Here is a 24,050-nt window from a genome sequence, read left to right on the forward strand (position 1 = left end):
ATTAATGCTGTTCCAGCCACTGTTGCACCCGCGCGAAGGTGCGGCTTTCTTCAATCATGGTCATGTGTCCCATCTGCCAGAACAGCTCCCGGGTGAGCAGAGGTGCTTGCGGGTAAAGGCGCGTGGCCAGAGCGCTGTCCACGGACACCAGCCAGTCGCCCTGGGGTTTCGGGTGCTCAGGCTCGCTGACACTGCCGGCAATGAACAGCTGCTTGACGGTGGGATCCAACGGCACCTTGCCGCTGGGAAGTACCTCATCAATGGGGCGGTGTTTCCATTGCTCTTCGAGCACGTAACCGAAACGCAGGTCGCGGATGCCATCGGAACGCAGGTTGCCCAATCGCATCAGTGGTTTCGACCAGGGCGTTGCGGCCAGCAGGCGATTGGCATTGTTGCCAATCCTTTCCAGCAGGGCGCCTTGATGGGGCGCGCCCAGGCACGCCAGATGGCTGACCTTGTCCGCCCAGCTGTCGTTGCGTTGCCGCGCCTGATGCAGCGCACTGCGCGCCACGAGACCTCCCATTGAGTGGCCGATCAGGATCACACGTTCTGGCAGGGCGGTGTGGGCCAGCAGCCCGGCCAGCTTGCGACCGTTGTCGGAGATATGCAGGCCGGTGTTGTAACGCAGATAGTGGACGTCTGCATTGAGATGGCTGCGGGCCCACTGGCTAAAGCCGTCTGCGGCCGGTGTGTTCCAGCAGGCGTCGTTCATGCACAGGCCATGAATGAATATCACCAGGGTTGAGGTGTCGGTGCTGGCCTCCTGTTTCGGCAGAAGCGTCATGGGCAGTGCATAGCTACTGTTCTGTTCCACCAGCAGCTGCCCGAAGATGCCATTCAGGATGCTTTGCAGATCCAGGCTGTCGCGAAGTTCCCGGTTTGGGTCGGCGAGCAGGTCGGCCAAGCCTGCAGCATTGCCCGCCTGACGAAAGCCATAACGAATCAGGTTGTAGATCATGGGGGCGGGGGTGTAGTCGTGCCCGCGCACCCCGAACGGGTTGGCGATGGCGCCGTGCATGTCTTGCACCACCTGGGTAATTTCATTGCCAAAGCGGGTAACCAGCTGCGCCAGCCCTCCCACTTGATGCCCGACTTTCTTCATTGTGTGTGCTCCCTGGTCGGACACTAGATAGCCGTTGTTGGCAGGTCCTGTCACGGTGTCATTCGTAACGCTTCGTAAAATGCCGGCGTTCTGTGTGCCGGTCCATGGTGACTTCGATGGCGTGCCGGTAGGGTAATGGATGATCGAATCAAAGACATCCAAGGAGTGAGTCTATGCGTATTTTCGGGAAAGCGGCATTGGCCGCCATTTTTGCTTCCTCGGCGCTGCTGGCAGCCTGCGACAGCAATGATGGTCCGGTAGAAAAAGCCGGCGAAAAAGTGGATGAAGCAATGGAAAGCATGGATCCCAAGGGCCCCATGGAGGAAATGGGTGAAGACCTGGATAACGCCATGGAGAGTGCAGAAGAGTCCATGGAAAGTATGAAGGATGCGGCAGAACAATAACGCTGCTGGTTTCATGCGACACACCGCATTGTGGTGTGTCACCACTAAAAGGCCGCGCCCGAACCCGGGCGCGGTTTTTTTGTGTTTGCGGTGAACGGGTTGGCTGCCAAGCGATGATCTCTCTGCCGTTCAGTGGACGAATTAAGCCGTTCAGGCCAAAAAAACCGGTTTTGTGGTGTGATGCAAAGTCTGCACAAGGGCTTCCCGGTTAGGGTGCCGGTGCAAATAACTATGCAATATCAGGAGTAAGATCTATGCGTATTTTGGGGAAAGCGGCACTGGCCGCCATTTTTGCGTCTTCTGCTCTTCTGGCAGCCTGCGACAGCAACGATGGTCCGATGGAAGAAGCTGGTGAAAAAGTAGATCAGGCCGTTGAGAGCATGGACACCCAGGGCACTATGGAAGAAATGGGTGAGCAGATGGACGAAGCCATGGCCGATGCAGAAGCGCACATGGAAGCCATGGGCGAAGAAATGGAAGAGGCCATGGAAGAGTCGGAAGAATCCATGGAAGAAATGGGTGATGACATGAAGGGCGCTGCTGCGGAGTAATCGCCGCGCTGCGCACTTCCTGCGTCATGCCACAATACCGGCCGGCAGGGCCGGTGTTGAATTGTTGAATTAAAAAAGCCGCTCCCGGTATTCAGGGGCGGCTTTTTTTAGGTTCATCGCGGATCAGCGGGAAGTCACGGCGTGCTTCATGTGACAGATTGGTGCCTATCCTGGTCCAATTAGAGTAAGAGGTTGCGAGCCGGTCATCCGCGACACGTTGCCTCCAGCCTGTCCAGTGCCTCTTGTTCCGGCGGCGTCACCATCAGTTCATAACGTACCTTGATTGCCTGCCAGCGGCGCCCGTATTCACACCAGAAAGCCGGGTTGTCCGGTAACCATTCATCCGGGCTGCTGGCACCCTTGCTGCGGTTGGCACTGGCAGAGACGGCAATCAGGTTTTGGGGGTCGTTGGCGAATTGCTGGCGCAGGGCTTCATTCCATTGGTCGCCGCCGTGACCGTGGGCATGCCGTAGAGGGACCACGTGATCAATGTCCAGCGAGCGGGCGTTGGTGAAGGTGACATTGGTGTAGGGGTCGTACCAGCGGCCACTGGCCACAGTGCAGTGGCGGGCGTCGCTGAAGGTGACCGGGATCTGGCTTTTCTCGATGAGTGTCTCGGCGCGGGTGTCCTGGCAATCGCGATCATCATCAATCCAGTGAGGCCACATGTCGCGATCATAGAGCGTGCTGAAGGCGCGGCGTTCTTCGCGGGCTTCTTGCTCTGCGTTGCCTTGTATTTCGTGCGCCTGTTTGCATTGGTCTCTGTGGCAATGGTACTCCCCGGAATGGCGGTCAGTATGTCCTCCCTGGTTGTCCAGTCCACCGGGATGGGCGAGCAGCAGGGAGGGAGAGAGACTAAGAAAAAAGGTCAATAAGATGCGCAAGAAGTTACCCATTAAGCTAAGAATAAATGCGTAAGATATCAGCCGTTGAGCGTGTGAGCGATGGCGCACGGTGAAAATAGTGTGAACTGGTTCCGACAATTTACCACGACGAAACAAACCGCAACGCGGTACTACGAAAAGCCACATTTTGCGGCTGGGGGGATGGCCAAACGGACGTTAGTCTATTTAGGCTCCCCGGACCTGATGCGAGCAGGGCCGGGGGTTCGATTGTGTCCATGGCAGTCTCAACCGAAGTACCTGGAGCCTTTTATGACGTCCTCCCGCTCGTCGAGCAATGACAGCCTCAATGGCCTTGCCCTCGAAGCCGTGGAGCATCGCCTGCAGGCGCTGTCCGAGTATCTGGCAGTTTACCGTGCCGGGCTGGCGTCCGGAGTGGGTGGGTGTCAATGGCGCCAGGCCCGGGTGCTGCGCAGTGACATCTCCCGTCTGCAGGCATGGTGGTGGTACCTGAGCAGCCAGCAACGTGGCGCAGGTTGGGTGCGCCTGATGGATTGGCTGGTCCGTTGGTTGGCGCCAATGGTTCCGCTCAGAAAGGAAAAACCCCGTCGTCGTCATTCGGCGCGTTCCATGCGGCGTCTGGGTAGCTTCAGTCTGGTGATGCGCGCCTACGTGACACTGGAGGAGGACCTGCAGGGGCAACTGCTTACTCGCCGTCTCACCGCCAAACAATTTCCCGGTCGGGTCAATCCGACGCAGGTGTCTCAGCTGGAGGCGCGTCTTGAACAGGCGATCCTGCTGCGTCGTACTTGTCTTCCTGAGCCGCGCAAGGTGGCCATCTGTTGCCAGCTTTTGCGGCTCGTTATGGTATTGCGTCAATGGTTGGGGCTGCCATTACCCACCGCAAGGGTGCTGGAGCCATGATACAGCTGGACGTGATGTTGCCATCGCTGGATAGCTTGCCCAGGATTTTTTCCCTGTCTGATTTGAAGCAGCGCCTGCCGGGTGATGGCGAACATGCGCTGGATGTGACTTTGCGCTGGCTGGAGGCGGGAGTGATCCGTCAGGTGGCTCCCGAGCGGCCGGTTTTTTACCGGGTGGTGCTGGGAGAACCTCTCAGTGAGGCAGAGACTCTTCAGGCGTTAATGCGCACCTTCCCTTCGATCGTTGTGGTGGCGGGATCAGCGTTGTGGCGTCAGGGCCTCAGTTCTCAGCAGGACAACATGCTGGAATGTGCGGTGGCAGAACTGGAGGAGTCTTGCAATCTGAGTCAGGTGAAGTTGCATTCCCGCCCCGCTGGCTGGTGGTCTGTGATGCGCCAGGTCGGTGGGTTTGCCGCCGAGGGGTGCCACGGTGCAGCCATGCTCAGCCCGGAGATGGCGGTGGCCGATGCCGCTGCGTTCAGGGATGTCTGGATGCCCGACCGCGATGGTATTGACTGGAGCCGCCTCTCCACTGCACGACTCAGCCGTGCCACCGAAGCCCTGTTGCCGCTTCGTCCTCTGCACTGATTCTCCCTGCTGCCACTCGGCATTGACGCTGTTTCCTTGCTGCTATTAAATGAGAACCATTATCAGATCTGAGAAAGGACATCTCAATGGCGGGGATTGCCGCGTCACTACTGACGCTGGTTTCAGCAGTACTGCTATATCTTACCGATCGTGAACAGCGCCTGTTGACCGTGCCGCTGGCGCCCTGGTTGCGGCTGGTTTCTCTGGCTTTGCTCACGGGGGCTGCCGGGCTGTGGGTCCTGTCCCAGGGGGTGACACTTGGTTTGATGGTGGGGTTGTGGGTGTTTGTTCTGGCTCAGTTGGTGCTGGTGTTGCTGGTTGGGCACTATCGAGACAGCTTTCAGAAAACCGGAGGCCGCCTGTGAGAGTGTGGGCAGCCTTGTTGTTGTCACTTCCCTTGAGTGTGATGTCGGTAGGGCTGCTGGCGGCTGCGGTGCCGGTACCGTGGTCATCCTGGCTGGTACTGATGCTGCTGTTGGTAGTGACACTGTGGATGGCGCTGGTGGTGCTGGCAACTCTGCCACAGCGATCCTGGCCGGCACTGGTCGGGTTGGCTGCCGGTAATGGCGTGGCGTTAATGCTGCTGCAGTCCACCGCCCTTTATGGGGGTGGGTCATGAAGGCTGAGCGACTGCGCCGTTTTATTGGCCTGCATGCCTCAGTGGGGATGGTCTGCGGATTGCTGCTGTTTGTGGCGTTTTTTGCCGGCGCGATCAATGTATTTCATCACGAGCTCCATCACTGGCAGTCTTTGCCGTCGCACACCGCCGAGCCGCGGAATCCGGATCGCTTTCTGGAGCAGCTCACCACGCGTTTTCCCCAGGCGGCAAAACGGCTGTATTTCCAGCCGGGGGCCGACCCGGCCGCAATGTGGTTGCAGGATGGCGAGTGGCAAACGGCGCGTGCTTCAAGCTTTTCCGATGAGGGTGTATTCAGGGCGCAGCCCGTCTCCGAGCTGGCAGATTTTATCAACGAGCTGCATTACCAGCTGGCCATTCCCGGCGGCAAGGGGGGGCTCAACATCGGCATGACGTTGATGGGGTTGGTGGCCGTTTTGTATGGCGTTGCGCTCTTCAGTGGTCTGGTTATTCACTGGCCCAAGCTGGGCAGGGAATGGCTTGCTCTGCGCCATCAGGGCAATCTGCGTCGCTACTGGAAGAACCTCCATAACGTCATTGGGGTGATCAGTTTTCCCTTTCACCTGATCATGGCGATCACGGGGGCGGCCATGGGGCTGTTCGCGGTGATGGCCTTATTGCTGGGGGCCCTGGTGTTCGGCCCTCAGCTGCAGGGTGTTATCAGCACGGAGACGGATGTCTGGCCTGCGATGGAGTCATCGGGTGAGCCGGTGGCCATGGCGCTGATGGAAGACTATCTTTCCGCTGCCAGCCACGAAGTGCCGGGAGTGCAGGTGGCCTGGGTTGAGGTGCGCGGTTATGGCGACAGCCAGGGTTGGCTGGATGTGGCGGGTTCGGTGCCGGGGCATCTTGGGCATCATGTCCATGTGGTACTGGATCCAACATTGAAAACCCTGAGGGTGATCAGTCCCGGGCAGCGTGATCTCAATGACGCTTCACTGTCATCGGTCTATGCGCTGCACTTTGGTGATTACGGCGGGGTGCCGGTAAAGCTGATGTATTTTCTGCTCGGCTTGTTGGGCTGTCTGCTGTTTGTGTCGGGGAATGTGCTCTGGTGTGAGCGGCGCAGTGATCGCACAGGGCCTTCCCGCGCCTCGGCATTTTTGTTGCGGTTGACACTGGGTGTCAGCGTAGGCGTTGTCAGTGGCGTGGCGGTGAGTTTCTGGGTCAGCAAAGTGGGCCTGCATTCGCCACTGGATGAATGGGTGCCATTGCTGGAGAGGCTGGCCTTCTGGGTGGTGCTGGTACCCGTGATTGGCTGGAGTCTGCGGGCATCGCCGTTGCGGTTCTGTGGTCAGGGTGTGCGCATCATGCCCTGGCTCTATCTGCTGATTCCAATGCTGTCGGTCGCGTTGGAGGGGCGTCGAGCGTGGCAGGAAGGGGATGTGTTGCTGGTGAACCTGTTGATGCTGGGGTTGGCCGTCATCCTTTGGATATTGCGTGCGCATTTTCGTCGCCGGGTCCGTCTGGCGGAGCCGCATCCGTTGTGGGTGGGTCGGCTCAGTGATGAGCATCCGATTCATCTGGCTGATGCCGAGTTGGATAGCTAGTAGCGAGTGATGAGTTGCGCGTTTCGAAAGGCAAAACCTTGGCTTTCGGGTTGGGTGGTCTTTCGCGTGAGGCTTGATGAATAAAGCGCAGAGCGGCCCACAAAAAAAGCCGGGCGATGGCCCGGCTTTTTCGTTTCCGCTGACTGAAGGATCAGAAGCGGTAGGTGGCCTGCAGGGCAAGGCCGTGTGCGCTGTTCTCGAAGTCCGCACTATAAGTCTGCTGGGAAACGCGCCCTTCCTTCTCGTCGATGTAGGCGTAGGCCGCATCGAGCGTCAGGTCTTCTGACACATTCCAGCCGGCACCCAAGGTGACAATATCGCGGTCGCTCACCGGGATACGCACGGTACGGTCCATATCGCTGGTGGGGGTGCGGTCCTTGGCGTAACCGGCGCGCAGTACCCAGTCCGGGTTCAGCTGGTAGGCGCCACCGATGGCCACGGCCCAGGTGTCTTCCCAGTTCAGCTCTTCAGAAACGGTGCCAAAATCAGCAGCATAAGCAGGGTGTACACCGCTGTTCTCCACCTCAATCCCTTCCAGGCGGCTCCAGCGAGTCCAGGTCGCACCCGCATGCAGGGTCAGCTCTTCGGTGGCCTGAAAGCTGAAGGAAGTGTCGATGGATTCGGGCATGGTGATGTCCAGCTCGGCATCGTACTTGCCGTTCAGGCCGGGCAGCCCTGTGGGGATCATGGGGTTGGGGGGGACAGGGCCAAGCAAGCCGTTGCCGCCACTTACCGTGGTGTCACCTTCCAGGGTGAAGTCTACCTTGGAGTGATAGGTCAGGCCCCAATCCAGACGGTCGCTGACAGCCACCAGAACACCCAGGTTGTAGCCGTAGCCAATATCATCGCCCTCAATATCCACGTCTGCATCGCCACTGCCGCCATAGAGAACATTGGGTAGGGCGCTGGTCAGCTTGCCTTCAATGTGGTTGATGGTCGGCCCGAAACCCACAGAGACCTTGTCGTTAAAGGCATAGCTGATGGTGGGCTGGATGGTGACCACCTGAACCAGGCTGTTCAGGCCGTGGTAGCGTCCCTGGAAGCTATCTTCATAGTCGCTTTCCACGCCAAACGGCACATAAAGGCCGATACCGGCGTGCAGTTTCTCGTTGATCGGCGTCACGTAGTAGCCGAAGGGCACGGCGGAGAACGGCACCATGTCACCGTCGTTGGTGCCGGGGAACGGGCCGCTGGCATCACTGATATCGGTGCTGGCATCGATAAAGGCCAGACCGCCGGACACTTCGGCACGCTTCAGTCGGCTCATGGCCGCCGGGTTACCGTAAAGAACGCTGGCGTTGTCGGCGCTGGATGCACGGCCGGCGTAGGCGGAACCTGCGCTGCTGGCGCTCTGTTCATTGAGTGACAGGCCATTGGCCATCAGCTGACTCGATGCGGCAGCAATAGAGGCCGCCAAAATCATCTTGTGTGAATACATCATCATAGCTTTCCCGAGTTATGCATGTTGATTAGCGCGCGCACGGTATCACCGTACCGACCGGTATGGCCATGGGCTTTCGCGGAAAAAATGCACCATTTGTCGCCAATATCACACTTAAAAGACGTAAACATGATGTTTAAAGTTATGAACATGTTTCATTGTCACATCGAATGATGGCGCGTTTCGCGTTTTGTGTACAAAGTAAATGATTTGGACTCGGAGGGGGCGCCCAGAGGTTCAGGAATCAGTGTTGAAGTAACTGCTTGCGGTACGCTCTGGGAGTAAGGTCGAACCAGTCCCGGCAGGCCCTGTTGAAGGCAGATTGCTCGGAGTAGCCGAGCAGACCGGCGATCTGGCTGAGTTTGAGATTGGGCTCCATCAAGTATTGACGGGCCAGCCTCATCCGTTCAGCGCCTAGCAGCTGTTCGTAAGTGGCTCCCTCTCTGGCGAGGCGGCGCTGTAATGTGCGTTTGTGCATCGAAAGGTGAGAGGCAATGGTGTCGCTGGAGCAGCGCCCGGTCGGCAGCAGGGTGTTGATCAGGCGGGTGATGTCTTCGGACAGGCTGCTGGCATTCGGTGCCTGCTGGGAATCAAGATAGCGTTCCGCCAGTTGCCAGGTCTGGTGGTCGGCACTGGAGAGAGGCATGGCATAGGTCGACATGGGCAAGTAGAAGCCAGTCCAGCTCTGCTCGAAGAACGCTTCGCAGCGGAACATTGATCGGTAAGCTGACTCGTCCGCATTACGTGGGTGCCTGAAATGAACGGATAAGGGCTGAAAGTCGTCTCCACACAGCAGTTTGATGACCTGCATGGCATTAGCCATACCCAATTCGTGGGGCTGCACCCAGTAGCCCAGGTCTTCTTCTTCAATATGGTAGAAGAACTGGATAGCGGGGTGGCCGTCCAGCATGACCATTTGAGTATCAACGCTGAGAACCGGGGAGTGCAGGTGCAGATAGCGACCGATGCTTTGAATGGCGTCCCCCACGGTCATGGAGCTGCGAGCAATGACGGAGATTGGCCCGAGAATGTCCATGCCCTGATAGTCCGCCAGGCTCATGCCAAAGCCCGGGTCTCCGAGGCTTTTCGCGGTGTCTTCCAATAGGGCAATGAAGTCTTTGAGAACCAGGAAGCTCTGGTCTTCCCGATCCTCCTGCGGCGGGATGCGATGCCGGGCGAGAAGCGGAAAAGGATCGCCGCCCGTGCGCTTTACCTGTTCTTCATAGCCCCAGAGGTTGGTGGCCCGGATTAGGCTGGTCACGCTGTGCTCTCCAATGAGATTGCCTCGGACATCGGGGCAAATCGTTGCATTTTGGGTCGCCATATTGTCGCGATATGTCAAAAAAATGTCCGCAATCGTCAAGATTGTCAAGAGGGGCTGGGGAAATATTAGGTCGACAATAGGTATTCATATCAATAACAAGGAGACGGCCATGACCGCCCAGCACTACGACATCATCATCATTGGTGCCGGACTCTCCGGCATCGGCACCGCCTGCCACATTGCCCGCGAGTACCCCGGCAAGACGATGGCCATCCTCGAGCGCCGTGAAAAAGTGGGCGGAACCTGGGACCTGTTCCGCTACCCGGGGATCCGCTCTGATTCCGATATGGCCAGCTTTGGCTTCAACTTCAAACCCTGGTACTCGGACAAGGTGTTGGCCAAGGGCGGCGATATCCGCGAATACGTGGCGGAGACGGCCAGGGAGTTTGGCCTTTACGACAAGGTGAAGTACGGCCTGAAACTGGAAAAGGCCAATTGGTCGAGCAGCAACCAGCACTGGGTGATTCCGGCCCTGCATGAGGCCAGCGGTGAAACCCGAACCTACACTTGCGGTTTCATCGTGAACTGCGCTGGTTACTACAACTACGATCACGGTTACCGCCCGCATTTCGAGGGCGAGGAGCGCTTCAAGGGGCAGATTGTTCACCCCCAGCAGTGGCCGGAGGACCTCGATTACAGCGGCAAGAAAGTGGTGGTGATCGGCAGTGGTGCCACCGCCATTACCGTGGTGCCGGCCATGGCGGAAAAGGCTGCCCGGGTCACCATGCTGCAGCGCTCCCCCAGCTACATCATGGCCATGCCGGATACCGATAAAGTGTCCATGGCCATGAACAAGGTGATGCCGAAAAAATGGGTGTTCAACATTACCCGCAAACGCAACATCCTGTTCCAGCGCGGCCTCTACCTGGCCTGTCAGCGCTGGCCGGAAAAGGCCCGCAAGCTGCTGATCTCGCACATGAGCAAACGTGCTCCGAATATTGATGTGAAGCACTTTACACCGTCATACATGCCTTGGGATCAGCGCCTCTGTGCAGCGCCAGACGGTGATTTTTTCGATGCCCTGCGTTCCGGCAAAGCGGACATGGCCACTGATCATATCGATCACTTCGATGAGACCGGTATCATGCTGAAGTCCGGCCAACACCTGGAGGCAGATATCATTGTCACCGCCACGGGCCTGGATGTGCAGTTGATGGGCGGCTTGCAGTTGGAGCTGGACCACGAGCCGGTGAACCTGACGCAGAAGATGACCTACAAGGGGCTAATGATTCAGGATATTCCCAACTACGGCTGGATCTTCGGTTATACCAATGCGCCCTGGACGCTGAAGAGTGATATCGGTGGCCAGTACCTGTGCCGCTTGTTCGATCAGATGGAAAAGACGGGGGCAACGGTGGCCACCCCGGTGGATCATCACAACAACCTGACAGAAGTAGGGATGCTTGATGGCTTCGCGCCGGGTTACATTAACCGCGCCAAGGATCGCATGCCCCGTCAGGGGCGCGGTGGTCCCTGGAAGGTCACCATGCATTACGGGCAGGACAAGAAACTGCTGACGGAGGACCCGGTGGCTGATGGCATACTGGAGTTTGCTGGTCCGGAAGCGGCGCGCGACAGCAACGTGACGCCGCTGCGCGCATCCGCTTGAGTTTGGTTTAATTGTAGTGCCTGCCCGGGTAACACAGGATTTGGGAGAGCTATTCGGGGCAGGCACAGGGAGTAAAAAATGAAAGATAGTTCCAAGCCGCCTGTGCTGCTGATTCATGGCATGTGGAGTGATGGTGAAACCCTGCATGAAGTGCGTGATGCCTTTATCGATCAGGGCTACACCGTGGACTCGGTCACCCTGCCTTTCCATCGCCCACGGGCTGAGCACTCCTCGGCGAGCCTCGCCAGCCTGGCACGGGCCAGGTTGCAGGACTATGTGGAGTACCTGGTGGATCATGTGCAGAAAATGGGCGCAGCGCCTATTGTAGTCGGCCACTCCATGGGTGGGCTGTTGGCCCAGTTACTGGCCGCGCGGGTTGCCTGTGACCGGCTGATATTGCTGTCCTCTGCGGCACCGGCAGGCATTAATGGGCTGGGCTGGTCGGTATTCCGCACGCTGGGTCGCAACCTTTTTCTTTTTCCGTTGTGGCGCAGTGCCACCAGTCTGGGACTGGCCAACGTGCAATACGGCATCGGCAATGCGCAAAGCGAAGTGGTGCAGCGGGAAATTTATTCCACCTGTAGCTACGAGTCCGGCATGGTCACCTTCCAGATGACCCTCGCCGCCTTCAGTAAACATACCTTTGCCAATGTGGAGCCGAGCAGTATTCGCTGCCCGATCCTGATCATTGGCGGGGTGGAAGACCGTATTACCAGCATCGGTGTGCAGCGTCGCATTGCCCAACGCTACGGCGATCGCTGCACACTCATTGAAATTCCAGGCTGTGATCACTGGACGGTGGGTGGTTACTACTTCCGGGAAATTCGTCTGGCCATGTTCAACTGGCTGGAAGAAACCGCCCCCGCACTGCCCGACACCGAGGCCTTGATGGCCGGTTAAGCAGCGTGAGCTACAACAGCCCGTCCGTTATGCAGTCTGCAGACGAGGCGGGCTTTTTTTGTCCATTGCCAATGAATAGTCGGCCTCGCTTTTTCAGGTGGGGCGGGCAGGGTGCATTGCCCTTTGCCTTTGCCCGCGCAACAGACTGAGGCGATGGTGATTATTATTCCATGTCACTGCCCATGGGTTTGCGTGAAAAAATGCCAATGATCGGCGTGCCCTGGGTGCGAAGGATCGGTTCGATCTCCTGATGCAGTGCATGGTAGTGGTAGAAAGGGACCCGTGGAAAAAGGTGATGGATGGAGTGCAGATTCTGTCCCAGCCAGAACCACTCAACGGGTTTCATCCAGGTCGGCATGATCAGGCTGTTGGTGTTGCGGTACCGCTCGCTGACCTTGTATGGCAGGTGGGGGCGATAGGCAAACCAGTAGGCCGTGAACAGCCCGCCGGCGTAGTAGGCCAGCAGAATGACCAGCACGGTGCCGGGCTGGCTCACCAGCATCAGGAAGGCAATGCGCCAGCCCAGGGAGATGGCGATTTCCAAACAGTAAATGAGCCGCTCCATCCGCGATGCGCTTTGCCAACTGTGCGTCACAAAAAATGTATTCTGAGTCCACTGAAAACGCAGTCCGGCGGTGATTAATGACAGCGGACTCTTCTGCATCCCACTGACGACAAAATCCGGATCCTTGTCTGGCTGGTTGGTATAGCGATGATGGGTAAAGTGCTCGATGCGGTGTGAGGCATACGGAATCGCAATGATCGGCGCGACCAGGTAGCCGCACAGATCATTGATCCATTTGCGGCCGTCGTGCTGACCATGAATGTTGCCGTGGGCGGCTTCGTGCAAAGGGGTGTAGGACATGTAGGTCAGCGTGGCCACAGCCAAAAAGGCGGCCCAGGCGGGTAACATGCCGCTGGCAAACAGGAATAGCGTCAAGACAAATGCGACCACCACGGCGAGCGTAAGCGCAACTGTCGGCCAGGCGGTTTTCCCCATATAGTGTTTGGCGCAGGTGATCGCCTGTTTGTTCAGTGTTGCCGAATCCATGCTGGTTGCCTTTTGTAGGTGTTACCGGGCTTCAGGTTACGGCGGCAAGAAAATAACCAGAATAGCCTGCGTGGCCATTCACCCTGAAAAAGTGGCCACAGTGTTTCGGGACAGTGGCGGCGGTAACGGGCAATGCAAACAACTGATGACAAACTGCACTCAGTGGCCATCACACAGGTCATGGTCAACTTTGCCCAGCGCAACGGGATAGACCGACAGACCTGTTTGCTGGGTACCGGCATTGCAGAAGATGCCCTGAGTGATGGTGAGGGCCTGGTCACCCGTACGCAGGAAATGCGTCTGATAGAGAATCTGGTGCTGGCGCTGCCTGAGGTGGGGGCGTCGGGTTTTGATCTCGGGCTGCAATACAATCTCGCCACCTTCGGGGTCTGGGGCTTTGCCCTGCGCACCTGTCGCACCCTGCGCGATGCGGCCTCCCTGGGGCTGCGTTATCTGCCGTTGAGCACCGCCTACTGCCACATCACCATTTGTGACGAAGAGGACGCCTTCGGGGTGGTGTTCGATCCTGATCCGATTCCCGCGCACCTGCGCCAGTTCCTGCTTGAACGGGACATGGCGACGGCCATGAACCTGATCCGTGAAATTACCTTTCAGGGCGTGGAGTTCAAGGCGGTGGAGTTTACCGGTGACACCGACGTGGCGGCAGACACCGTGGCGTCGCTGTGCGGGGTGGCTCCCCGCTTTCATGCGTCGGCCAACCGTATCCTGGTCAACCGGGCCGGGGTCAGTCAGGCATTTCCCGGTTTTGATGCCGCCCTGACAGGGATGCTGGAGCAGCAATGCCGGCAGCGTATGGAAACCGTGGAAAATATCGGGATGGCTGGCCGGGTACGGCGGAAACTGCTGGGTGACCTTGGCCTGGGGGCGTCCCTGAATGACATGGCCAGCTCGTTAGCGCTCTCATCCCGCAGTCTGCGGCGCAGGCTGGAACAGGAGGGCACTAGTTACCGGGATCTTGTTGACGATGAGCGCAAACAGCTCGGCCTGCAGTTACTGAGCAGTACCAGCATGAAAATCGAAGAAGTCGCCGCCCATCTTGGCTATACCGATGCGGGCGGATTTGTCCGGGCCTTTCGTCGCTGGCAGGGCTGTTCACCCAGTGAATACCGGAGCGAGGGGGCGGCAGGGACGGAATCCTGAGGGGCTGAACGGCCGTGGCATCACTGGCGCCAGGCATAAAAAAAGGCCTCTCGATTGAGAGGCCTTTCTATATGGCGCGCCCGAGAGGATTCGAACCTCTGACCTTTGCCTCCGGAGGGCAACGCTCTATCCAGCTGAGCTACGGGCGCAGAACTTGTTGCACAGCGGTCGGGGGCATCTGGCACCCTGGCTGTGCAGGCTGGAACTTGGGGATCCAACGGCGGCGAATGATAGCCGGTTGCGGCGGTGGCGTCCATGCATGGGGCATTCCGGTTGTTCAGTTCCCGGCCGGGTTGGCTATAATCTGTTCGCTGCCCTGTTCTGGTGCGGCCATTGTCTGGCAGACCGTCTCTTGCGGGTTTCCGACGTTCTTGCCCTTTGATCGAGCCCGATAAATGACGGAGTGTCCGGATGAACGTTTATTGGGTGGTGTTGTTGCTGGCAGTGATTGTGGAAGTGGCTTGGGCCTTGAGTCTGAAATGGATACAGACACACCCCGGTGTGTGGTCCATTGGAACCTCCCTGCTGCTCACCGGTCTCAATATGCTGATGCTGTCCTATGCCATGCGTGGCATACCGGTGGGTACGGCCTATGCGGTATGGACTGGACTGGGCGCGGTAGGCATCACCGTGATTGGGATTCTCTGGTTCAGTGATCCACTCAGTGTGTCACGGCTGCTGTTCATGGCCCTGATTATTGTCGGTGTGGTTGGGCTCAAGCTGACGGGAAAGGCGGCGTGATTGTCAGGCAGAAAGCGGGTGATGTTGGACCTCAGTGAGGTTTTCGTGTCGAATGCGGTTAGCTGGCTTTTTACAATCTTTTCCCACTAACTCTTTGATGAACCGGTAGTCTTTGCAGGCAATTGCAGATTGCAAAGAGATGGAGAAAACCGTGCGGATTGCTTATCTGGAAGATGATATGGCCCAGGCCGAGCTGGTGACCCACTGGCTGAAGGAGGCAGGGCATAACTGTATCCACCAATCCAGCGGCCGCGAGTTCATGTCGTTATTGCGGCGTGACACTTTCGATATTCTCCTGCTGGACTGGGAAGTGCCGGACATGAATGGCTATGCCGTGCTGGAAGAAGTGCGGGCTAGCGGTAATCGTACCCCGGTACTGTTCGCCACCCAGCGTGATGATGAATCTTCTATTGTCGGCGCATTGTCGCTCGGCGCGGATGACTACATGGTAAAGCCGACCAAGCAAGCGGAATTGCTGGCCCGTATCACCGCCCTCGGGCGCCGGGCAGGGGTAGCGGAAATGGATGAAGAAACGGCGCTCTCGGTGGGGCCCTGGACAGTGGATCGTGCGCGACGCCAGATCCTGCTGGACGAGGAGCCCGTCAAGCTCACGGACAAGGATTTCGAGCTGGCCTGTTATCTGTTCCAGAATGTGGGCAAGCTAATGAGTCGTGCACACCTGCTGGAAAAGGTGTGGGGCATCATGACGCCCATTGAATCGCGAACCGTGGATGTACACATCAGCCGGATTCGTCGCAGCCTGCAGATTCGTCCGGAACGCGGCTACCGTATCAAGACAGTCTATCAGCACGGTTATCGGCTGGAGCCGATCGAAGAATAAGCTGAAGACAGGGTACTTATCAGGAAGGGGCTAATGAAGGGTTGGTTGTGGATGGCGCTGCTGCTGGGACTGATGTCGTCCGTGGCAAGTGCACAGGAAGACTGGCAGTACACCCTTCGTCCCGGTGATTCCCTGTGGAAGATCTGCGATCGTTTTGCTCAACAGCCCGACGCCTGCTGGCGTGAGCTGGCCTCCTACAACGGCCTTGATAATCCCCACAGTATTCGCCCCGGTGACACCCTGCGGGTGCCCATCGATTGGCTCAAGGAAAAACCCATTTCAGCCACGGTGCGTGGCGTCACCGGGGAAGTGCTGCTGTACCCGGCTGCGGGTGGCGAGCCCGTCGTGGTCACCGAAGGGCAGACCGTTGCCTTTGGTGATGCTCTTGAAACCGGCATGGATGGCAGTGCCAAAGTGCACTTTGCCGATCAATCCGTGGTGCGCATCAAGCCTTCCTCCCTGCTGGTAGTAAACCAGTATCGCCGCTTCCTCGGCCAGAAGGGTGAGCGCACCGAGTTGCGCCTGGAGCGCGGGGCGATCCGCAACAGTGTCTCTCCCCAGGATCAGGATGAAGCCACCTTTGAGGTTTACACCCCGGGAGTGGTGGCGGCGGTGCGTGGCACCGAATACTACCTGACGGTGGATGGCGCCGAGACCAGCCGTAACGAAGTGCTGGAGGGGCAGGTGGACGTGAGTGGCCGTAAAACCACTCGTGAGGTCATGGCGGGTTATGCCACCCTGGCAGCAGTGGATGAGCCGCCCATCGAGCCGGTGGCACTCCTGCCTGCGCCATCTCTGGCGGTAACCGAGTCCCCAACCGGTGCTGACGCTGTCTGGCCCGCCCAGGCGGATGCCCAGCAGTATGTGGTGGAGTGGTATCAGCAGCCTGACGATACCTTGTTGGGGCAGCAATTCGTGTCAGAAACCCGCTGGCAGCAGAATCTGCCGGTGGGCGAGTATCGCCTGCTGGTGCGTGCTGTGGATGCCAATGGGCTCCGCGGAGAGGAGGCCTGGCAGGCCATCAGCATCACCCCGCCACCGCTCGCTGCGCCGGCCCCCACCCCAGAGCCGGAGCTTGAGCCTGAGCCCCAGCCCGAACCGGAAAAGAAACAGTCCTGGGACCTGTGGGTATTCATTGGTGGGGTCGCCCTGATGCTGGCGCTCTAGACCATGCGCAACCGGCTGACACTGGACCAGCGCCGCTATCTGGCCGAGCACATTTCGGTGCTGCTGCTGGTGGCGGGGCTGAGTATCTTGCTCAGTGTCAGTGGCGCACTTTCCTTTGTTGATCGCTACATCTACGACAACCTGATGCAAACGCTGCCGGATGATCCGGCCAGCGATGTGGTGATTGTCGGCATTGATGAATACAGCTTGCGCGAGATTGGACGCTGGCCCTGGGACCGCAAGGTGCATGCCCAGATCATCGACCGGCTCACCGAGATGGGGGCCCGTGCGGTGCTGATGGATTTGATTCTGTCAGAGCCGGATCGCAACAACCCGGATTCAGATCAGGCGCTGGTGGATGCCATGGCGGCCAACGGCCATGTCTACTTGCCAGTGCATGTGGAGCAATTACGCGCCGGCGGCCAGCTCATCGAAGTGTTGCCTTATTCTCCCTTTGCCCGAGCCGCTGCCGGACTGGGCCACGTGGATCTGGAGCTGGACGACGATGGGGTGGCCCGGTCCGTGTATATGCGTTCCGGCATCGGCCAGGCCTGGTGGCCGCACATTACCCAGACCTTGCTGATTCATGAAGGGGAAATGGCAGAAAACCGCTTCCCTTCGGATCAGGGCGAAGAGTTTTCCGGTCTCGCCAATGTGCGGCGTTACCACCGCTATATTCCGTTTGTCAGCGGTCCCAACAGTTACCCGCAAATCTCCGCTGTGGAGCTCCTGGAAAACCTGATCCCTGAACAGTTGATCCGTGACCGCATTGTGTTGGTGGGCGCCACGGCTGCGGGTCTGGGTGACATGCTGCCGACCCCGGTGGCCAACAGCGGCGAGCTGATGGCGGGGGTGGAGATCAATGCGAATTTGCTCGATGCCCTGCGCAGCGACACCCTGATCCGCGAACTCAACATGCCCAGCGTGCTGGTGCTTAGCGCGCTGCTGGCGCTGCTCGCTCCGCTACTGTTGCCCTATGTGCTACCGCGCTGGAGCATTCCGCTGGTGGCCGCCATCATGCTGTCGTGCATGCTGGTGAGCATGGTGATGTTGATCACCCTGCGATTGTGGTTCCCGCCCGCCGCCGCCATGACGGCGGCGCTGATGGGCTACCCGCTGTGGACCTGGCGCCGCCTGGAATACTCCCTGTCGTATATGCGCAAGGCGCTGGAGCGGCTGTCGGAATACAGCGAGCTCAACCGACGTCTCACTCGTTCAGCGTCACTGGAGCAATTTGGCGTGATGCTGGATCGCGTATTGCCGGTCCGGGCCTGGCAGCTGTATGGCCTGGAGACGCCATTGTCCGGTGGCGAGAAACTGGCTGCTTCCGAATGGAAAGGGCAACTGGCGCGCCAATATCGCTTCCGTTATGAGGGGCGCCGTTGTGAGCTGCAGCTGGTCTGGCACCAGGGGCTGGATGCCGATACCTACGATTACTGGGTGCACGCCATGTTGGTGCGCATCCGCTCCGGTGTGCCCAGCGCCGGTCCGCGCTATGAGGTACTGGAAAATCACATCGACAGGTTGCGCCGCGAAGAAGAGCGTCAGGAGGCCCTGACCCGTTTTTTCCAGGTGACACTGGCGCAGATCCGCGAAGGGGTGGTCATTGCCGATGCCTGTGGCGGTATTGTGTTTGCCAACCCCCAGGCGGCGTTGCTGCTGGGCGTGGATGCGGGGCGCCTCAACAGCGGCGATTTCCCGGTAACCGACATTGGCCGGGAGCTGGAGTTGCGTGAACACGGCTGGGACGAGCTGCTGCGCCGCACGCTCAGCGAGGGTCGCAGCCAGCTGGAATGCCGCAACCGTCAGGGTGCCGACCTGTATCTGGATATGCTGCTGGTGCACGCTGGCGACAACCCGGGGCGGATGATGATCCTGTCGTTCAAGGATATTTCCGAGGTGAAGCTGGCCCTGCGTACCCGTTCGGAAATGCTAGATTTTCTCTCCCACGATCTGCGTTCCCCCATGGTGTCGGTGCTGGCCCTGACCGAAAAAATGCGTCAGGGCAATCAAGGGGATGAACTGCCGCAGTTCCTCGATAACGTCCAGCACTATGCCCAGAAGAACCTGAACATTGCCGAGCAGTTCCTGCAGTTGGCCCGGGTGGAAGCGGTGGAAACCGTGGAAATGAATGAGCAGGACATGCTCGATGTGGTCGAAAGTGCCATTGATCAAGTGCAGATCCAGGCTCAGCAGCGCGATATCGTACTGCGCTTTGACTACGACCCGACTCAGGATGTCTGGGTGCAGGGCAATAATGAGTTACTCGAGCGTCTGGTTGTGAACCTGCTCACCAATGCCATCAAATACAGCCATGAAGGCAGTTCCGTGGACGTGAAATTGTATGCGGACAATGGCCAGGTGTGTTGCGAAGTGCGTGACCGTGGCGTGGGCATTCCACCGGAATTCCAGGCGCGCCTGTTCCAGCGCTTTACCCGCGCCAGCACCAGCGGCGGCGCGGGTGTGCGTGGCGCGGGCATGGGATTGAGGTTCGTCAAGGTGGTCACCGAGCGTCACGGCGGAGATATCCGGGTGCAGAGTACGATCAACGAAGGCAGCCGGTTTACCCTGGTTTTACCTCGCATTGACATGGGGTAGGGCAGATTGGAATGTAAGGGGCCGGTTTTGGGGTGTTTGGAACCGGGCCTGCAGCGTCGGCGCCCCCATCACCAAAGCCGCAAAAAGATGCCATTTTGTCCCCACGGCCAGAGCGGGTATAATCGCCAACCGCACGCCCCTGAGGCGACTCACAGAACAGTAGAGGTGTAATTGTGAAAAAGATCCTGACAGCCAGCCTGGTACTGATTGCCGCCCTGTTTGCCGCCGGCAATGTGGCTGCCAAGAGCACCAAGGAAATTTCCCCTTACCCGCTGGGTGAGCGCTCCGTGTTCAGCGATCGTGCCATCGAAGAGCGTATCAAGCCGGTTGGTTCTGTGTGCGTCGAAGGTGAAGAATGTGGTACTGCAGCCCCTGCGGCGGCTGAAGTTGCCAGCGGCCCGCGCTCTGGCGATGCCGTTTACAACTCCGCCTGTGCTGCCTGTCACGCCACCGGCGCTGCTGGCGCACCCAAGACTGGCGATGTTGCTGCCTGGGCTCCCCGTATTGCCCAAGGCAACGCGACCCTGGTCAAGCACGCCATCAACGGCATCAACGCCATGCCCCCGAAAGGCATGTGCATGACCTGCTCCGACGACGAGATCAAAGCGGCCGTTGAGTACATGGTCAGCGAAAGCAAGTAAGCATGATCCGGATTCTGTTCGCAGCGGCGGCCCTGCTATTGGCCGCCTGCTCCGATAACGACTCCAGCAACAACGCCCCGGCTGCGGCTGCCAATCAGGCAGATCAACGCAGCGGGGCGTTGTTGTATCGCCAGTACTGCGTCAACTGCCATGGCAGCGGCGCAGGTGGCGCTCCTCAAGTAGGCAAGGACCACCGACTCTACTGGTCCCACGAAGTGGAAGAAGAGGGCTTCGAAACCCTCGTCCAGGAAGCCATCCATGGCATCAATGCCATGCCTCCCCGCGGCAACTGCTACGACTGTTCCGATCAGGAAATCCGCAACGCCGTCATCTACATGCTGCAGCTCAGCGCGGCGAAATAAAAACCAGCTGGCAGTTTCAAGCTACAAGGTGCGATCGGGCGCCAAGTTGGCGGTGGGGCCGTGCCCGCGATCTGACGTTTGTATTCGCTCGCTCCTTTAAATCTCTCTCCAAGCTGCTGTTTTCACTCGCGCGCAAGTTGAATATGTAGGACATGGCTTACATATTTTTGTAAGTGATTGGGTTAGGTTGTTTTCTTGCCAAAGCAGATGCAAGAAAAGTCCGATTAAAAATTCCCGTTCAACACGCAAGTGCAAGAAAAGTCTGTTGAGAGTGATTCTTGCCTGTGGGGTAAGTCACTGATTGGCAGGCAATTTGATGTACTTCTTGCGGGCGGGAAGATCGGGGATATACAGCAAAATGTTATATCGCATCTGCAATTGAATAAACTGTTATGTGAGAGTGGACATGTCTGAGAGGCTTGCGCTTTTTATTTTGACTATCTTGTTTCCTATTGCCGCATCAGCGGGAGCTTGGGGAGTGGGGAGCTACGATAACGATATGGCTCAAGATTGGTACCTGGATATCCAGGGGGCGCCAATTCGGGGAATTATCATAGAGCGTGCCTTTGATGTGCCGCCGGTTGGTTATCTTGACGTGGACGAATGCTCAATCGTATTTGCTGCAGCAGAGATTATTGTTGCAAAAAGAACGGGTGACCTAGGGAGTATCCCGTTCGACGGTAATGAGTGGATTCTATCATTGGATAGCCCGAGTAACTTGCTTCTTGAAAAGGCGAGATTAGCAATCGGCTATTGTCTGGACGAAGCGAGGTCTGAATTGGCAGGGCTGTGGAAAGATAGTCAGTACTTTGATGCTTGGCGACTCGGAGCCGAGACCATGACTAAGCGGCTACAGTGAAAGCACATAACAAGCGCATGTTGCGGATAAATTTCCGCTGTGCTCCAAATTTCCGCAAATGCGGGCGTTAACTGGTTTCAGGAAAGGAAATCTGAGATGTTGAAATTCTGGAAATGGCCAAAATTCTTACATGGAAGCGGTCATGATTATTACGAGCATCAGGAAACAAAGGAGCTATACGGAAGACAATTACTAAATCTAAGCGAAAAGCTCCTTTGGGCAATGTTTGCCCCTTTTTTAGCTTTGGCAGTCAATCCAGAAAAGCTAGATATAATTGTTGTTGCTAGTGGAAGCTTGGGGATTTTTCTGTCTGGGCTATACCTTCGGCACCAGGGGCTGAAAATCATTGATGAGTCCAAGTGTGGGAAGTTAAAGATCTACACCGGTGATTAATGAGTTAACAAGAAAAAGGCAGCATCGCCCCTGCGGGGCTGGACCTCGCTCCGCTCGGCCGCTGCCGGCAGCGTTACATGAATCGCTCTTCAAGCTGGTTGCATGAAGGAAGTTGAAAGGATTGTCAGGGTTGATCATGCAGGCGAAAGAGGCGCCATAGGGATCTATAGCGCCCAATTGCTTGTCGCTCGGGTTCTGTACAAAGATTTAGTGAAGGTGCTCGAAGAAATGCTAAGCCATGAGCGCGAGCATTACGCTACGTTCAATCGGATCCTTAAATCACGAGGCATCCGCCACTGCTACGGATTGACTGTATGGGCATTAGGGGGTTGGGGGCTAGGAATAATTACAGCCCTTTTAGGCCGTAATGCTATCTGGGTCTGTACAAACTCAATAGAAACAGCTGTGCTGCATCATTTGCATTGGCAATTGTCGTTCTTGGAGCTTCATGATGCTGAAATACATGCTGCTGTTTTGAGCATCAAACAAGACGAAGAAGAGCACCAAGAGGTAGGGAAGGAAAATGGTGGGGATTCTATTGTCTATAAGCCAATTTTCTGGCTTGTTCAGTGGTCAACGAAGTTCGCTATTTGGCTTTCGAATAAGCTTTAGGTTATGTAACTGTACGCTGCTGCCGACAATCGACAGAGCGCAGCGTTATGTTTAAGAAAAGTGGATTGCAAAAGCGCAGAGAGATCAAAGCTGCTCGGGCAGAGAAGGCTCGTCATGGTGTGGTGGATGTCTACTGTGATGTGGCTCCGAAAGGTTCGTTGTTAGCGGATAAGAAAACTTTGAGGAAGGTGAACCCCTTGGGGCCTCTGCCAAACTTCTATGTTGATCGTCACTTTGAGTGTAAAGACTGTGGAAGTGATGAGATTTGGACTGCCAAGCAGCAGAAGTGGTGGTATGAGGTGGCCAAGGGGTGCATTTCATCTGTTGCTGTCCGTTGCAGATCGTGCAGACATAAAGAAAAAATTAGAAAAGCAGAGTCCAGAAAGGTGCACCTTGTAGGCCTGGAAAAGAAACATAACAAGTAGCATAAGCTCGACCTTGTAGTTCCCCCGCTTTAGTGGACACCTTCTCCTAACCAGAGGAGGTGGCAAATGCCCCGATACAACAACCCGAGAAAGACCTGGCAATACTCCGCAGACTTCAAGGTAAAGGCCGTGGAACTGAGCTATCAGGATGGCATCCAGGTTCAACAAGTGGCGGCGGGTCTGGATATTCACCCAATGATGCTTTCTCGGTGGCGAAAGGAGTACCGGGAAGGCAAGATCAAACCTGATGGCCGTAAGCGTGTAGATGTGATGAAAAACAAGAAACTCCCCACTGCTGAGGAATTGAGAGAGCTCGATAAGCTCAGGCGGGATAATGCCCGTTTGCAGAAGGAGAATGACCTTCTAAAAAAGTGGCAACGGTATCTGGCGGATCGACATCAGAGCGATTTGGATTCATCCAGGAACACAGACGACAACTAGGCGTCAGGTACCTTTGTAAGTGGCTGGGAGTGTCGCGCAGCGGTTTCTATGCGTGGCGTAAGCGAGAGACGTCCAGGCGGTCGCGAGAGGATGCCGCTCTTCTCGAAAAGGTACGCCGAGTCCATGAAGATTGCCGTGGCGTCTATGGAAGCCCGAGAGTGCATCAGGCCTTGCGTCAGCAGGGCATTCGGGTTGGCAGAAAGCGGGTTGAACGGTTGATGCGAGAGGCGTCGTTGGTCGGCAGAGTGGCCAAAATTTACCGAAGGGTGCCTGGGGTAGAGCGGTTCTACCAGCGTCACAAGAACCTTCGCCTGAACACACCTGCTCCGAGCGGGGTCAATCAGCAGTGGGTGGGGGACCTCACTTATATAAAGGTTAATCGGGAATGGCGGTACCTTGCGGTGGTGCTGGATGTGTATTCCCGAAAGGTCATTGGTTGGTCGCTGGGAAGTAGGAAAACAGCTGAGCTTACGCTGAGGGCCTTGCGTCACGCCCTAAGGGTAAGAAAGCCGGCCCCGGGGCTGATATTCCATACAGATAGAGGTGTGGAATATGGCGCGTACTTGATCCAGAACGAGCTTGGAAGGCATGGTATCCGGCCGAGCATGAACCGACCAAAGCAATGTACAGACAACGCACATATGGAATCCTTTTTCCATAGCATGAAAGCGGAAGTGATTCATGGTGTGTCGTTTAAAGATGAGCAAGAATTGAGAGCGGTTCTGCGTGGCTATATCAACCAGTTTTATAATCAGAAACGGTTACACTCTGGTATTGGGTATATGGCCCCGACAGAATACGAGAGAATGGCAGCGTAAAATGATGTGTGTCCATTTTATCGGGGGAAGATCACCTTCGGCGGCTATGCCAGGTGTTATGTGGTTTAA

Annotated in this window: 26 protein-coding genes and 1 tRNA gene; 21 read left to right on the top strand and 6 right to left on the bottom strand. The window is 57.2% G+C overall.

Annotated elements, in window-relative coordinates; translation table 11 throughout:
- Window position 1: 1 nt before the first annotated feature.
- Window positions 2-1,102, bottom strand: a complete 1,101-nt coding sequence (locus tag GFN93_RS04265) for an alpha/beta fold hydrolase (RefSeq protein WP_153499202.1) — start codon at window positions 1,100-1,102, stop codon at window positions 2-4.
- Window positions 1,103-1,275: 173 nt separating this feature from the next.
- On the opposite strand from GFN93_RS04265, the gene GFN93_RS04270 reads away from it, so the two are divergent.
- Together GFN93_RS04270 and GFN93_RS17310 are read left to right on the top strand one after the other, a co-directional pair.
- Window positions 1,276-1,506 carry a hypothetical protein gene (locus GFN93_RS04270; protein ID WP_153499203.1) on the top strand — a complete coding sequence of 77 codons (231 nt, stop codon included), beginning with the start codon at window positions 1,276-1,278 and terminating at the stop codon, window positions 1,504-1,506.
- Between the two features lie 254 nt (window positions 1,507-1,760).
- Entirely contained in the window at window positions 1,761-2,057 is a 297-nt protein-coding gene (locus tag GFN93_RS17310; protein WP_235901645.1) for a hypothetical protein, read from the top strand.
- A 203-nt stretch (window positions 2,058-2,260) separates the two neighbouring features.
- Here the strand turns inward: GFN93_RS17310 and GFN93_RS04280 are convergent, their stop codons facing one another.
- A complete protein-coding gene (locus GFN93_RS04280) occupies window positions 2,261-2,941 on the bottom strand; it encodes an HNH endonuclease (protein WP_235901647.1) in 681 nt (226 codons plus the stop codon).
- Window positions 2,942-3,211: 270 nt separating this feature from the next.
- Here GFN93_RS04280 and GFN93_RS04285 point away from each other — a divergent pair, with 270 nt between their 5' ends.
- The 5 genes from GFN93_RS04285 to GFN93_RS04305 all read left to right on the top strand — a co-directional run bounded on the left by GFN93_RS04285 (window position 3,212) and on the right by GFN93_RS04305 (window position 6,597).
- Window positions 3,212-3,823 carry a hypothetical protein gene (locus GFN93_RS04285; RefSeq protein ID WP_153499206.1) on the top strand — a complete coding sequence of 204 codons (612 nt, stop codon included), beginning with the start codon at window positions 3,212-3,214 and terminating at the stop codon, window positions 3,821-3,823.
- Entirely contained in the window at window positions 3,820-4,410 is a 591-nt protein-coding gene (locus tag GFN93_RS04290) for a hypothetical protein (protein ID WP_153499207.1), read from the top strand. Before GFN93_RS04285 ends, GFN93_RS04290 begins: the two co-directional genes overlap by 4 nt.
- Window positions 4,411-4,496: 86 nt before the next feature.
- A complete protein-coding gene (locus GFN93_RS04295) occupies window positions 4,497-4,775 on the top strand; it encodes a hypothetical protein (RefSeq protein ID WP_153499209.1) in 279 nt (92 codons plus the stop codon).
- Window positions 4,772-5,029, top strand: a complete 258-nt coding sequence (locus tag GFN93_RS04300) for a hypothetical protein (RefSeq protein ID WP_328594240.1) — start codon at window positions 4,772-4,774, stop codon at window positions 5,027-5,029. Before GFN93_RS04295 ends, GFN93_RS04300 begins: the two co-directional genes overlap by 4 nt.
- Complete coding sequence (locus GFN93_RS04305; RefSeq protein WP_153499211.1) at window positions 5,026-6,597, top strand: PepSY-associated TM helix domain-containing protein; 1,572 nt, start codon at window positions 5,026-5,028, stop codon at window positions 6,595-6,597. Before GFN93_RS04300 ends, GFN93_RS04305 begins: the two co-directional genes overlap by 4 nt.
- Window positions 6,598-6,748: 151 nt before the next feature.
- On the opposite strand, the gene GFN93_RS04310 is transcribed toward GFN93_RS04305, so the two are convergent.
- Both GFN93_RS04310 and GFN93_RS04315 read right to left on the bottom strand, forming a co-directional pair.
- On the bottom strand, window positions 6,749-8,041 hold the full coding sequence (locus GFN93_RS04310; protein WP_235901648.1) for an outer membrane protein transport protein: 1,293 nt from the start codon (window positions 8,039-8,041) through the stop codon (window positions 6,749-6,751).
- 241 nt (window positions 8,042-8,282) lie between these two features.
- Window positions 8,283-9,299, bottom strand: coding sequence for an AraC family transcriptional regulator (locus tag GFN93_RS04315; RefSeq protein WP_208993718.1), 1,017 nt, complete (start codon window positions 9,297-9,299; stop codon window positions 8,283-8,285).
- Window positions 9,300-9,471: 172 nt separating this feature from the next.
- Here GFN93_RS04315 and GFN93_RS04320 point away from each other — a divergent pair, with 172 nt between their 5' ends.
- On the top strand, window positions 9,472-10,971 hold the full coding sequence (locus tag GFN93_RS04320; RefSeq protein WP_153499214.1) for a flavin-containing monooxygenase: 1,500 nt from the start codon (window positions 9,472-9,474) through the stop codon (window positions 10,969-10,971).
- Between the two features lie 78 nt (window positions 10,972-11,049).
- Window positions 11,050-11,871 carry an alpha/beta hydrolase gene (locus GFN93_RS04325; RefSeq protein ID WP_153499216.1) on the top strand — a complete coding sequence of 274 codons (822 nt, stop codon included), beginning with the start codon at window positions 11,050-11,052 and terminating at the stop codon, window positions 11,869-11,871.
- Window positions 11,872-12,034: 163 nt separating this feature from the next.
- Here GFN93_RS04325 and GFN93_RS04330 read toward each other — a convergent pair whose 3' ends face one another.
- On the bottom strand, window positions 12,035-12,922 hold the full coding sequence (locus GFN93_RS04330; RefSeq protein ID WP_153499217.1) for a fatty acid desaturase family protein: 888 nt from the start codon (window positions 12,920-12,922) through the stop codon (window positions 12,035-12,037).
- A gap of 132 nt (window positions 12,923-13,054) precedes the next feature.
- Here GFN93_RS04330 and GFN93_RS04335 point away from each other — a divergent pair, with 132 nt between their 5' ends.
- Window positions 13,055-14,083 carry an AraC family transcriptional regulator gene (locus tag GFN93_RS04335; protein ID WP_153499219.1) on the top strand — a complete coding sequence of 343 codons (1,029 nt, stop codon included), beginning with the start codon at window positions 13,055-13,057 and terminating at the stop codon, window positions 14,081-14,083.
- 72 nt (window positions 14,084-14,155) lie between these two features.
- On the opposite strand, the gene GFN93_RS04340 is transcribed toward GFN93_RS04335, so the two are convergent.
- A tRNA-Arg gene (locus GFN93_RS04340) sits at window positions 14,156-14,232 on the bottom strand.
- 262 nt (window positions 14,233-14,494) lie between these two features.
- Here GFN93_RS04340 and GFN93_RS04345 point away from each other — a divergent pair.
- From GFN93_RS04345 to GFN93_RS04395, 11 genes are all read left to right on the top strand, one after another.
- The gene (locus GFN93_RS04345; protein WP_153499221.1) at window positions 14,495-14,824 is read left to right on the top strand and encodes a DMT family transporter; all 330 of its coding nucleotides are present in this window, start codon (window positions 14,495-14,497) and stop codon (window positions 14,822-14,824) included.
- A gap of 151 nt (window positions 14,825-14,975) precedes the next feature.
- On the top strand, window positions 14,976-15,665 hold the full coding sequence (locus tag GFN93_RS04350; protein WP_328594242.1) for a response regulator transcription factor: 690 nt from the start codon (window positions 14,976-14,978) through the stop codon (window positions 15,663-15,665).
- A 33-nt stretch (window positions 15,666-15,698) separates the two neighbouring features.
- Window positions 15,699-16,832, top strand: coding sequence for a FecR domain-containing protein (locus GFN93_RS04355; protein WP_153499225.1), 1,134 nt, complete (start codon window positions 15,699-15,701; stop codon window positions 16,830-16,832).
- A gap of 3 nt (window positions 16,833-16,835) precedes the next feature.
- Entirely contained in the window at window positions 16,836-19,430 is a 2,595-nt protein-coding gene (locus GFN93_RS04360) for a CHASE2 domain-containing protein (RefSeq protein ID WP_153499227.1), read from the top strand.
- A gap of 173 nt (window positions 19,431-19,603) precedes the next feature.
- Window positions 19,604-20,071 carry a c-type cytochrome gene (locus GFN93_RS04365; RefSeq protein ID WP_328594243.1) on the top strand — a complete coding sequence of 156 codons (468 nt, stop codon included), beginning with the start codon at window positions 19,604-19,606 and terminating at the stop codon, window positions 20,069-20,071.
- 2 nt (window positions 20,072-20,073) lie between these two features.
- Window positions 20,074-20,433, top strand: a complete 360-nt coding sequence (locus GFN93_RS04370) for a c-type cytochrome (RefSeq protein ID WP_153499228.1) — start codon at window positions 20,074-20,076, stop codon at window positions 20,431-20,433.
- Window positions 20,434-20,839: 406 nt separating this feature from the next.
- Window positions 20,840-21,292, top strand: coding sequence for a DUF4259 domain-containing protein (locus GFN93_RS04375; protein ID WP_153499230.1), 453 nt, complete (start codon window positions 20,840-20,842; stop codon window positions 21,290-21,292).
- Between the two features lie 96 nt (window positions 21,293-21,388).
- Window positions 21,389-21,685, top strand: a complete 297-nt coding sequence (locus tag GFN93_RS04380) for a hypothetical protein (protein ID WP_153499232.1) — start codon at window positions 21,389-21,391, stop codon at window positions 21,683-21,685.
- A 102-nt stretch (window positions 21,686-21,787) separates the two neighbouring features.
- Entirely contained in the window at window positions 21,788-22,297 is a 510-nt protein-coding gene (locus GFN93_RS04385; protein ID WP_153499233.1) for a demethoxyubiquinone hydroxylase family protein, read from the top strand.
- Window positions 22,298-22,344: 47 nt separating this feature from the next.
- On the top strand, window positions 22,345-22,722 hold the full coding sequence (locus tag GFN93_RS04390; protein ID WP_153499235.1) for a zinc-ribbon domain-containing protein: 378 nt from the start codon (window positions 22,345-22,347) through the stop codon (window positions 22,720-22,722).
- Window positions 22,723-22,788: 66 nt separating this feature from the next.
- Window positions 22,789-23,981 (top strand): IS3 family transposase gene (locus GFN93_RS04395; protein ID WP_153499237.1). Its coding sequence is split into 2 segments (ribosomal slippage): window positions 22,789-23,086 and window positions 23,086-23,981, totalling 1,194 coding nucleotides; the frame shifts between segments, so codons are not numbered across the junction.
- Window positions 23,982-24,050: the final 69 nt, after the last annotated feature.

Origin of the sequence: Alcanivorax sediminis (assembly GCF_009601165.1) — a bacterium.
In the GTDB taxonomy this organism is placed as follows: Bacteria; Pseudomonadota; Gammaproteobacteria; order Pseudomonadales; family Alcanivoracaceae; genus Alcanivorax; species Alcanivorax sediminis.